At 68.6% G+C, this 10184-nt stretch carries 9 protein-coding genes and 5 pseudogenes; 7 read left to right on the top strand and 7 right to left on the bottom strand.

From position 1 onward, the window contains the following. Together ACZ7IB_RS47900 and ACZ7IB_RS47905 are read right to left on the bottom strand one after the other, a co-directional pair. Window positions 1-1107, bottom strand: a 1107-nt coding sequence (locus tag ACZ7IB_RS47900; RefSeq protein WP_470921561.1) for an Hsp70 family protein, incomplete at its 3' end; no start/stop codon positions are given. Window positions 1108-1176: 69 nt separating this feature from the next. Continuing rightward, the gene (locus ACZ7IB_RS47905) at window positions 1177-1560 is read right to left on the bottom strand and encodes a hypothetical protein (protein WP_470921562.1); all 384 of its coding nucleotides are present in this window, start codon (window positions 1558-1560) and stop codon (window positions 1177-1179) included. Between ACZ7IB_RS47905 and ACZ7IB_RS47910 the strand changes: the two genes are divergently transcribed. Further along, window positions 1561-1848, top strand: coding sequence for a hypothetical protein (locus ACZ7IB_RS47910; protein WP_470921564.1), 288 nt, complete (start codon window positions 1561-1563; stop codon window positions 1846-1848). A gap of 271 nt (window positions 1849-2119) precedes the next feature. Here the strand turns inward: ACZ7IB_RS47910 and ACZ7IB_RS47915 are convergent, their stop codons facing one another. Then, window positions 2120-2284 carry a hypothetical protein gene (locus ACZ7IB_RS47915; RefSeq protein ID WP_470921565.1) on the bottom strand — a complete coding sequence of 55 codons (165 nt, stop codon included), beginning with the start codon at window positions 2282-2284 and terminating at the stop codon, window positions 2120-2122. Between the two features lies 1 nt (window position 2285). Here ACZ7IB_RS47915 and ACZ7IB_RS47920 point away from each other — a divergent pair. Continuing rightward, window positions 2286-2468: pseudogene (locus ACZ7IB_RS47920) on the top strand (hypothetical protein); the annotation flags it as partial. A 41-nt stretch (window positions 2469-2509) separates the two neighbouring features. Continuing rightward, window positions 2510-2833: a hypothetical protein gene (locus ACZ7IB_RS47925; RefSeq protein WP_470921566.1), complete on the top strand. Its 324-nt coding sequence runs from the start codon at window positions 2510-2512 to the stop codon at window positions 2831-2833. Here the strand turns inward: ACZ7IB_RS47925 and ACZ7IB_RS47930 are convergent. Both ACZ7IB_RS47930 and ACZ7IB_RS47935 read right to left on the bottom strand, forming a co-directional pair. Next, window positions 2834-4029 (bottom strand): annotated as a pseudogene (locus ACZ7IB_RS47930) (helix-turn-helix domain-containing protein). A 251-nt stretch (window positions 4030-4280) separates the two neighbouring features. Continuing rightward, entirely contained in the window at window positions 4281-5078 is a 798-nt protein-coding gene (locus tag ACZ7IB_RS47935; RefSeq protein WP_470921568.1) for an AraC family transcriptional regulator, read from the bottom strand. A gap of 85 nt (window positions 5079-5163) precedes the next feature. Between ACZ7IB_RS47935 and ACZ7IB_RS47940 the strand changes: the two genes are divergently transcribed. Beyond that, window positions 5164-5967, top strand: coding sequence for a sulfite exporter TauE/SafE family protein (locus tag ACZ7IB_RS47940; protein WP_470921570.1), 804 nt, complete (start codon window positions 5164-5166; stop codon window positions 5965-5967). 123 nt (window positions 5968-6090) lie between these two features. Next, window positions 6091-6343: pseudogene (locus tag ACZ7IB_RS47945) on the top strand (transposase); the annotation flags it as partial. Between the two features lie 5 nt (window positions 6344-6348). Here the strand turns inward: ACZ7IB_RS47945 and ACZ7IB_RS47950 are convergent. Beyond that, window positions 6349-6835: pseudogene (locus ACZ7IB_RS47950) on the bottom strand (IS200/IS605 family accessory protein TnpB-related protein); the annotation flags it as partial. A gap of 222 nt (window positions 6836-7057) precedes the next feature. On the opposite strand from ACZ7IB_RS47950, the gene ACZ7IB_RS47955 reads away from it, so the two are divergent. Together ACZ7IB_RS47955 and ACZ7IB_RS47960 are read left to right on the top strand one after the other, a co-directional pair. After that, window positions 7058-8560, top strand: a complete 1503-nt coding sequence (locus ACZ7IB_RS47955) for a carboxylesterase/lipase family protein (RefSeq protein WP_470921572.1) — start codon at window positions 7058-7060, stop codon at window positions 8558-8560. Window positions 8561-8835: 275 nt separating this feature from the next. Beyond that, window positions 8836-9598: pseudogene (locus tag ACZ7IB_RS47960) on the top strand (IS5 family transposase); the annotation flags it as partial. A 90-nt stretch (window positions 9599-9688) separates the two neighbouring features. Here the strand turns inward: ACZ7IB_RS47960 and ACZ7IB_RS47965 are convergent. Further along, window positions 9689-9868: a hypothetical protein gene (locus ACZ7IB_RS47965; RefSeq protein WP_470921573.1), complete on the bottom strand. Its 180-nt coding sequence runs from the start codon at window positions 9866-9868 to the stop codon at window positions 9689-9691. Between the last annotated feature and the right edge of the window lie 316 nt (window positions 9869-10184).

The following is a 10184-nucleotide window of genomic DNA, read 5'->3' on the forward strand; positions in this document are numbered from 1 at the left end:
GTCGAGGAGCAGGACGTCCTTGACCTCACCCTTGAGGACACCGGCCTGGAGCGAGGCGCCGATGGCGACGACCTCGTCCGGGTTCACACCCTTGTGCGGATCCTTGCCGGTCAGCTCCCTCACCAGCTCGGTCACCGCCGGCATCCGCGTCGAACCACCCACCAGAATCACATGATCGATGTCCGACACCTTGATCCTGGCATCCTTGACCGCATTGTGGAACGGCCCCTTGCAGCGCTCCAGCAGCGGCGCCGTGAGCTGCTCGAACTGTGCGCGCGTCAGCTTCTCGTCCAGATGCAGCGGGCCCTCGGCCGACGCCGAGATGTAGGGCAGGTTGATCGTGGTCTCGGTCGCGGCCGACAACTCGATCTTCGCCTTCTCCGCGGCCTCCCGCAGCCGCTGGAGGGCCATCTTGTCCTTGGACAGGTCCACGCCGTAACCGTTCTTGAACTGCTTCACCAAGTGGTCGACGACCTGCTGGTCCCAGTCGTCACCACCGAGGTGCGTGTCACCGTTGGTCGCCTTCACCTCCACCAGGCCCTCGCCGATCTCCAGCAGCGATACGTCGAAGGTGCCGCCACCGAGGTCGAAGACAAGGATCGTCTGGTCGTTCTCCTTGTCCAGGCCATAGGCCAGCGCCGCGGACGTCGGCTCGTTGATGATCCGCAGCACGTTCAGGCCCGCGATCTGGCCCGCCTCCTTGGTCGCGGTGCGCTGAGCGTCGTTGAAGTACGCCGGGACAGTGATCACCGCGTCCGTGACGTCCTCCCCAAGATGCGCCTCGGCGTCCCGCTTCAGCTTCTGCAGCACCCGGGCGGAGATCTCCTGCGCGGTGTACCGCTTGCCGTCGATGTCGCCGGACTCGGGGAAACGCCATTGAGCGTCCCCCATGTGCCGCTTGACCGACCGCGCGGTGCGCTCGACGTTCGTCACCGCCTGCCGCTTGGCGACCTCGCCGACCAGCACCTCACCGTTCTTCGCGAGGGCGACCACCGACGGAGTGGTCCGCGCGCCCTCGGTGTTCTCGATGACCGTCGGCTCGCCGGCCTCGAGCACGGACACCACGGAGTTCGTCGTTCCCAGATCAATACCCACTGCCCGCGCCATCACTGCCTCCCTCATGCCTTTCACGGATACACCTGAACCAGCTCCTGAACGAATGGTCTGCCTGTTGCTTCACCTCCCCGACCCGGCCGTGGGGCGTTCCGGCCCCGCTGTCCCCGGCATCCCGCTCACCCTGCGAAGCTGTCTGCGGCTGCGCAGATTCTCGACCTGCCGCATAACGCGGTCCACGCGCCCAGCGAGATCGCGGCGCCCCTCCAGATACGGGCGCACCTTGGCAAGCGGCCCGATGCGACGGACGGGGTCGTCTTCGCCGACGGCGACGCCGAGTTCAGCCATGGCCGCGCGAGCCCGCTCGGGGAGACCGCTGAGGAACGTGATCTCTCCAGTGAACCTGCGCAGGTCCGCCGCGTTGCCCCGCGCCCAGGCCGAGACAGCGCGGTCGGCAGCCCGGCGCTCGCGGATGGCCTGTATCCATTGTTCCCCGGTAGTGCCCACGTGACCGGCATACAGCCGCAGGTATCGGAGCTCGGCGGCCCGGCGGCGGCTGACGCCCAGCGGATGAGCGATATCAGCCCAGCCGGCCCCGGCTCCACGCGCCGCTTCGACGAGCCCCGGCTGCCACACCGCCAGCCGTCGGCATACATCCCGCATCAGACGGAGAGCATCCAGCGCCTCTCCCGGCCCGGCCGCGGCAGCGGTCTCCGCTCCGCCGGGTGTGCAAGCCCGACGCACCGCAACTTCGACTACGCCCAGCGCCTGCGTGGCGGCGGCAAAAGCGACTGACAGACCAGGGAGGCCTGGTGTCTTTGAGGCTGTTCCGGTCACGGACAACCCTCCGGGCCAAATGCATGTCATCGTTCGCATGGCATACCACTTGTCATCCTTTGGGTGACATGTTACAAGCGGATCAAAGTGAAACGTATAGATGCAAAGTGCCTGAACCCACCTGGAGGACCGGCAATGCTGATCCCTACCGATACGTTCTGTCGAAAAGCCTGAGCATGCTGTTCGTCTCCCAGACCCTTGGGAAGTCCGCCGGGGAGATTCAGGAAGGTCAGCCGCACGCCGACGTTTCGGGCTCGGTCGGCGAAACGATCAGACCCGGATGCCGTCCGCCTTGCAAATCGGACCGGTCCCGGCGATGGGCGGCATCGGCCACCTTGGCATAGGCCGCCAGCACCCCGTAGTCCCGGCGATCCACGCACTCCAGCGACTTCACATGGGCCTACGCCAAGCCCTACCAGTCAGAGACTGAACGCCGCGAAGCACTCCCGCAGTGGCTGCACACCTGCGATCACCACCGCGGACACACCGCGCTCGCAGGCAAACCACCCGCAAGCGGCGTCCCCTACCTCGCAGGGCAATACACCTACTGCTCTGACCGCATAGGTTCGCCGGGTTAATTCAGTCGAGACAGGTCCAGCAGTCTGAGTAGCCTCGCCCTGTGGTGGATGAAGAGGAGTACCTCCGGTATCGGGAAGACTCGAAGGTGCTGGCAGCGATCGGGGAGCATGTCGACGCCCAGGTTGGCCGTGTCACGGTGCGACTGCCCAGGGCTGTGGCCGAGGCCGCGGTGGCCGCTTGGGATCGTGACGAGTTGGGCGAGCTCGGTGAGGAGACCCATGAGCAGTACGCGCTGCGGGACCAGGCTGGTGAGCTGGCACTGATCGGCCTTGCGATCTCGGAGCGCGGCCGCTGGGAGGGCGAGGAGGTCGTAATCGACCTGAGTGTCGCCTCCGCGGGGGCAGCCGTGCGGGTGTCGCTGTAGTCAGGCCGCGGCGGCCACCGGTCCGCCGCCCCAGCGGAGGCCTTTCTCGCTGCGGATGCGGGCGCGCTCCTTGCGCTGGGCCGCCAGAACGTCGGGGTGGCGGGCGTTGGCGTTGCGCCAGCGCAGGTAGGCGTGGAGCGCGCGGGTCTGGACCGTGTGGTTCGCGTGGTTCGAGTTCGCCAGCGTGAACTGCCGCAGCGGTCCGAAATGTGCCTCGACCGGGTTCGCCCATGAGGCGTTGGTCGGGGTGAAGCACAGGTGGACGTTGTTGTTGCGGGCCCAGCGGCGGATCTTCTTGCCGTTGTGGGCGGAGAGGTTGTCCAGGATCACGTAGACGGGGGCGCCGTCGGGTCGGGCGGCCCGGATCGTCTTGAGCGCGGCGAAGGTGTTCACGGTGCCCTTGCGGCGCCGGTTGACGCCCCACAGGGTGTCGTCGCCGATCGAGTAGCAGCCCGTACCCTTCAAGCAGGCCCCGCGAGAAGGCGGCCGACGAGGCTCAGGCGGCTTGACTAAACCCATTAAGAGTCGTGGAAGTAGGTCACGCCGTGCGTGCGGTGGTAGGTGGCCGGAAGCCGGTCGGGGCGGCCTTGTTCGGCCCAGCCACTGCCGGCGGTGGGGCGGATGCCGAGCGGGCCGAACTCGTCGAATGCGAACGTCCGGTCCGGGAAGCGGTCGAGGACGTGCTCGATCCGGTCGAGCTTGGCGTCACGATCTGGGTCGGTGGACTCCTTCCAGGTCTTGGTTCGCTGGAAGGTGACGCCACGTCGGGCGAGCAGGCAGCGCAGGGCCTCGCGGCCGATCCGGATCACCCGGCCGTGCACCTTCCGCAGGTAGGCGGCGAGCTTGCGGATCGACCAGCGGGTGAAGGGCTGCCCGAGCTTGACCGGGCGGGTGGTGGCCGTCTGGACGACGAAGTCCTCGTCGTCAGGGTTGAGTAGGCGGGGACGGCCTCCCGCCCACCGAGGGTCCAGGCAGGCCAGCCCGATCTTGTTGAACCGGTGGCTCACATCCCGCACGGTGTCCTCGTCGGCCTGGACCAGTTGGGCAATGACCGGCACCCGGTTCCCGCCGGCCGAGGCCAGCAGCATCATCGCCCGCCGGTAGCGGACCGTGCTCGTGCTGCCCCGACGCACGATCCGCTGTAACTGCTGGCCCTCCTGATCAGTCAGCCTCCTGACCCTGACCGGCTCCGCCACCACGCCTCCCCGCACCTCGGATGTCCGCCCACATCCAACCGGTTCAGGCCTCGCCACCGCCAGCCCGGGGAACGTATGCGGTCAGAGCACTAGCCGGCTCAGTCACACGCAGGTAGACGAAGCCGTGTGAGCTGGCCGTCGTGCTGGCGGCGCGCGGTTGCCAGTAGGGCCGGGCGCCACAGGTGCGACGTCGGTGGTCAGGCCGCCTGCAAGAGTTCGCCGGAACGGGGTGCGGAGACGTCGGGGTACCGTCAGGAGTTGCGGCTGCGGCTGGAAGCGCCTCCTTGGCGGCTCGCGGCGAAGCGGGACGGGGGCATGCCGAAGGCGCGCGTGAAGGCGGCGGTGAACGCAGCGGGAGAGGCATAGCCGAGACGGCCACCGACCGCGCTGACCGACGCAGTGCGCAGCAGCGGTACGGCCGCGAGCAGGCGGGCGCGGGCCCGCCAGATGGCGGGGCTGTCACCGACCTCTGAGCGGAAGCGCCGGGTGAAGGCGCGTTCACTCATGGCCGTCCTCGCGGCCCATGCGGCGTTGGTGACGCCGGTGTCTGGTGCGGCCAGGTACTCGCGGCAGAGCCTCGCGAGGTCAGCGGCAGCGGGTATCCCGACGTGGAACGGGAGCGGGGCCTGCTCGGCGATCTCGTGCAGGAGGAGGGCGGCAATGCTTCCCTCCCGCCCGGACAGGCTGTAATCGATCTCGAACTCGACAGCGGCCAGGAGCAGTTCGCGCAACAGCGACGGAACGTCCACGACCGTGCAGGTGACGGGCCACCAGGGGATGACTTCCGGCTCGATGTACAGACTCCGGGTGCTCACCCCCAGCATGCGGACCCGGTGCCGGGTAGCGGCCGGAATCAGTACGGCGCGCTCGGGCGGAACGGTCCAGGTGCCCTCGGCGGTGTCGACGACCATGACCCCGGTGGCGCCGTAGAGGAACTGCGCGCGCCGATGTTCGTGCCAGTCCAGTACGTGGCCGGGCGGGTAGTCGGTGCCGATCGGCAGGACGACGCGGTCGACGTGGTCGACGTCGGCCAGGGAGACGTTCTTCACCCGGCCACCCTACTGGCTGAGACGCGAAGGAACGGCGCCGACCATCGCATGCGAGAAATCCGTCGGAGCTGGTGGAGTAGGGCCCATGGACGTTGTGGCATTGATCGGGATCGGACTCCTCACCGGGGCGACGACGGTGTTGTTCGGGTTCGGCGGCGGGTTCGTCGCGGTGCCGGTCGTGGTGTGGGCAGACGTCGCACTCGGCGCGGACGCGATGCGGGTGGCGACGGCCACCTCGGCCCTGGTGATGGTGGTGAACGCGGGATTCGCGACAGCCGTCACACCGCGGCGGGTGCTCCTCGCGCTCCGCGGCAGCGGCACGATGCTCCTCCTGCTGGCGACCGGTGCCTCGGCCGGCGCGCTTGCCACGCGCTTCACCCCGGCCGACCTGGCCCGCTGGGCGTTCGTCGCTTACATCGTTCTCACCATCGCCGACTTGCTCCTGCGCCCTGGTTTCCTGCGCCCGGGCCCCCGAGTCGCGACGACCTCCGATGCTCCGCGTCCGCTGCCGGCCGTCCTCGGCGCGCCGGTCGGCGCGGTCGCGGCCTTCCTCGGCGTGGGAGGCAGCGTCATGACCGTCCCCGCGATGCGGCGGGCCGGGCACACGATGCACGTGGCGACTGCGTTGGCCAACCCCCTCACCCTCGCCATCGCGCTCCCGGCCACCGCAGTGTCCCTGGGCGGCGCCGCGGTCCCCGCCGCCGCTGACGCGCACGCGCACCTGGTGGGTCTCATTGACTTCCGCGCCGCCTCGGCGCTGCTCCTAGGAGCTCTACCGGTGATCGCGGTACTGCGGCGGCGCCCGCCGCGGATCCCTGACCGCACCTATGCCTGGGCTTACATAGGGCTACTTGCCATGGTGACGGTCGCGATGCTGCTCTCGGCTTAGCCCGGGACCGCAGCGACCCGCCTACCTCGCGGGCGCCTGCGACGGGCGTCGGAACGACGGGTCGGAGCAGAGGGGGCAGGCGCCCGCGGTTTTGCCGGCCGCCGCCAAGGCCGGCTGCCCCAGGCGGTCCAGCGGCTGCAGTTCGTCCTGTCGGAGTCGGCCTGGGACCATGAGCCGGTCAACGCCCGCCGCGTTGAACTGCTGGTTGCCGATCCGGCGACTGTCCCGCACGCGGGCGGAGTGCTCGTGATCGACGACCGCAAAGGACGGGACCGCGACCGCGCACGTAGGCAAGCAGTACCTCGGCTCGGTCGGGAAGATCGACCGCGGTGTCGTCACCGTGACCACGTGCTGGGCGGATGAGCGCGTCCACTACCGTTCCTAGCCAGTGTGCATGAGTGAGTCCTGGACCCACCGATGTGTACTGGGAGCGTCCCGAACGGTGTTGGATGCGCTGGCTTGCCGCTTTCTCGTCCCGTTCGGCGGCACGTCTCTGGGGGCGTGGTCCGTTGCGGGTGGGCGGGTTCCGTCACGTCCTCGGGTGCCTGGCCTGGCCTGGGCGGTCCGATGCCCCGCACGATCACTCCGGTCGTGTGGGGGGCGGTGCCGTCCTTCCCCAAGCTCTCAACTCCGTTCGAGCAGGGGATACCCCATCCCGGACCGGGTGTCCGAGGGCGCGTCGTCCGATCGCGATACCGGCGGCATCGTGACAGGACATCTTTCGATGTGTGGTGACCAGTGGTTTCTGCCAGTGCTGGGCACCCCACATCGAGGTGTAGGCGGGGTCGACCGCGACAATACTCAGGCCCTGCTCGGCGGCCATGGAGACCAGCCGGGCCTTGAGCCTGCCGGTCGGAACCCCACCCACCGCGACAAGAAGCCTGTTCACCACGGAGGTACGGGCCTGTCAGGATCCCGTACGGCAAAGAGAACCGGCCAGTCGACTGCGACGCGTTCTGAGCGGCGCGGGGATTAACATCGTCGATGCGTCAATCATCATGATCTCGGTGTTGGTACTGAGGCGCCGAGCGATGGAAAGCTGAGGCTCAGCGCCACCCGGCGGCCTGACGTGCAGCGAGAGGCAGACTCCTTGGACATCTTCAAGACGAGGAACGGTTCAGTCAGAGGTCATCGTGCCGCTCCCGACGTCGTCGCCGTCCTCGGCATTCCCTATGCCGCCGCACCGTTCGGCGCCAACCGGTTCCGGGAACCACGCCCGGCGCCGGTGTGGACCGGAGTGCGGAACTGCACGGACTTCGGCGCGATCGCCCCGCAGTCGGCACAGTTGCCCGGCGCACCCGCGTGGTCCCCTGACGACGAGGACATCCTCACCGTCAATATCTGGACCCCTGCCCCGGACGGCGGCTGCCTGCCCGTCCTGGTCTGGCTCCACGGCGGCGCCTACACCTTCGGCTCCTCAGCCCAGCCCGACTTCGACGGCACCGCACTGGCCCGCGCCGGCCTGGTCGTGGTCACCCTCAACTACCGGCTCGGCTTCGAGGGCTTCGGACACATCCCGACTGCCGAAGGAAGCTCCTACCCGGACAACCGGGGTCTGCTCGACCAGGTCGCCGCCCTGCACTGGGTTCGTGAGAACATCGCCGCCTTCGGCGGCGACCCGGGCAGCGTCACGTTGGCCGGACAGTCCTCCGGGGCCGCTTCGGTGGCCTGCCTGATGGTGATGGACCGCGCCCGCGGCCTGTTCCACCGCGCCATCACCCACAGCGCCGCCAGTCCCTGCTACACGCTCGAAATCGCTGCGGCAACCACCCGCGAGGTCGCCGCAGCAGCGGGCTGTCCGGCCACTCCCGACGGCCTGGCATCCGCGACCCCGCAGGCCCTGGTCACCGCTTCCGACCAAGTGGTCGACGACTACCGGCGCGACCCCGCCTCCGGAACCCGCCACTACGACCCCTCTCTCTACGCACCCATCCTTGACGGCGACGTCCTGCCCACCGACCCCCTCACAGGGATGACCACCGGCGCGACCCGGGGAGTGGACCTGCTGGTCTGCCACACGACGGAGGAGTACTGGCTGCTCGACGCCGTCGGGAGCAGCGCGAAGATCACCACAGACGAGCAACTGGACCTGTTCGTCCGAGACTTCGACCTCCCCGCCGGGCTGGTGCCCGGCTACCGCGCCGTGATGCCCCATGCCCCGGTGCTCGACGTCTACCTCGCCGTCTTCAGTGACCTGCTGTTCGGCGAATACAGCAACCGACTCGCCGAGCTTCATGCCCAGGCCGGCGGCCGGGCGTTCCTGTCGCGTTTCGACCGTCGACGCAGCCGCCCGGACGCGATCGTGCGGGCCTGGCACTGTGCGGACATCCCCTTCGCCTTCGGCAACCTGGACGCCGACTGCCTGGCATTCCTCATCGGCGGCGCACCCACTCCCGCAGACCATCAACTGTCACGCCGCATGGTGCGAGCCTGGGCCGATTTCGCTACCACCGGAGACCCGGGCTGGCCGCCGGTCAGCGACTCCATCACCCACGCAAGGGTATGGAACAGCGACGACGATCCCACCGTCGACAATCCCACCGGCATCCGTGCGCTCTGGGCCGAGGCCGAGTTTCCGGTCCTGCGTCCGTGAACCGGGTGACCGCTCCAGATGACAAGTGGAGGAACCACCCCGAGCCACGTGCCCAGCAATCCGGCCAAACAATGCCAAAGACCGGCGGCAAGTGGATCCCGGGAGACAGCCCGAGCGAATTGGTCGCGCAATCCGACGGGCCGAGAACGTGCGCGGTTGGGCGTGTTCGCGACGCTCAACGTCCGCCAGGCGATCACCGAAAGCCGGACCGTAGACGGTGGAAGGCGGCCGTCGGCGAGTTCGCCCGCACGAACGTCTCTGCCCTGGCTGATCCGGGAATTCTGTTCCGGCTGCGGACGGGTGTTCCGTGGCGGGATCTGCCGTCTCGGTTCGGTGAGTGGCAGACGCCGTAACCACCATCGCAGTTGGTCTACGGACGGCACCTGGGAGAGGTCCTGTGGACCCTCCTGGCCAGTGCCGACGCGGAGGGGCGGATCGGCTGGTCCATGGTCGGTGTGGATTCGCCTGTCTGCCGTGCTCACCAGCATGCGGTGGGTGCCCGCAAGTGAGCCCCGCGAGTCCCGGGCAAGCGAACGCTCCCCGCGCGGGACCGCCCGGATGAGGCCCTGGGGCGTTCCCGGGGCAGGCTGACGACGAAGGTTCACCTGGCCAGTGAGAGCGGTCGGCGGCGCCGGCGCCGTTGATCACACCGGGCCGGCGGGGTGACGGCCCGCAGATGGTCCCGTCCTGGACCGGTTGCGTGTGCCCCGGCTGACCGGCGGACGCCCGCGTACCCGTCCCGACTGCCTGAGTACCGACAAGGCGTATTCGTCGCGTCGTAACCGCCGTTACCTGCGACGGCGTCAGATTCGGCATGTCATTCCCGCACGCCGTGACCAGCGCGCCCACCGCCGCAACCGTGGCAGCTCAGGCGGCAGACCCTCCGGCTTCCACCGGGAGCTTTACGCACTCAGGAACGAAATTGAGCGGAGCGTCAATACCCGCAAGGGATTCCGGGCCGTAGCGACCAGGTTCGACAAGAGAGCCCATGTATTTCAGGAGTCCGTCACCGCCGCAACGGTGCGTCTGTGGCTGTGAGCGTGACTCGCCAGACATCCCCCGAGCCCGGCGGCGGACTACTCCTCGCTCCCGGTCGGAACGTGGCCCGGGCGTGGTTTCGGCGACGGCTCAGAGGCATGCCAACCACGCGGTGAGTTCGATCGACAATGCGAGGGTCCCCCAGAGGAGAATGTGGCCGACTGGCCGGACCGGGCGTCCTGCGTCTTCGCGCAGCACGGTCATGTGGACGGCAAAGGAGGCCGGCGCCGAAGCGGCCCAAAGCACACCCGCGAACAGCAGTCCGTCCATGGCGAGTTGCCTCCAGTCACGGAACCCGCTGTGCAGCATTCGAGCCATCGTGGGCAGACCGGCTGCGGGCAGCAGCCCCAGTGCGGTGCTGACCGCAATCCACCACCACCGTCTCCCGCGGCCTGTGAGCCGCCCGAACCAATGACCCAGGGCCACAGTCGGCAGGATGTATGCGGCGGTCAGCAGCGCGCTCGCGCCCCACAGCACCGGCAGCCCGACCGCTAGGGCGTGTATCGAGTCGTGATCACCGGATGGTCGGGGTGAGGTCTTTGATCCAGATCATCGAGGCGCGCAGGTGGAGGCCGGCAAGGTAGCT

The organism is Streptomyces sp. NPDC037301, assembly GCF_055602785.1.

Coding starts and splice junctions, on each gene's coding strand:
- ACZ7IB_RS47940 (WP_470921570.1), top strand. CDS start 5,164: ATGGACGTTGTGGCATTGATCGGGATCGGACTCCTCACCGGGGCGACG.
- ACZ7IB_RS47965 (WP_470921573.1), bottom strand. CDS start 9,868: ATGGACGGACTGCTGTTCGCGGGTGTGCTTTGGGCCGCTTCGGCGCCG.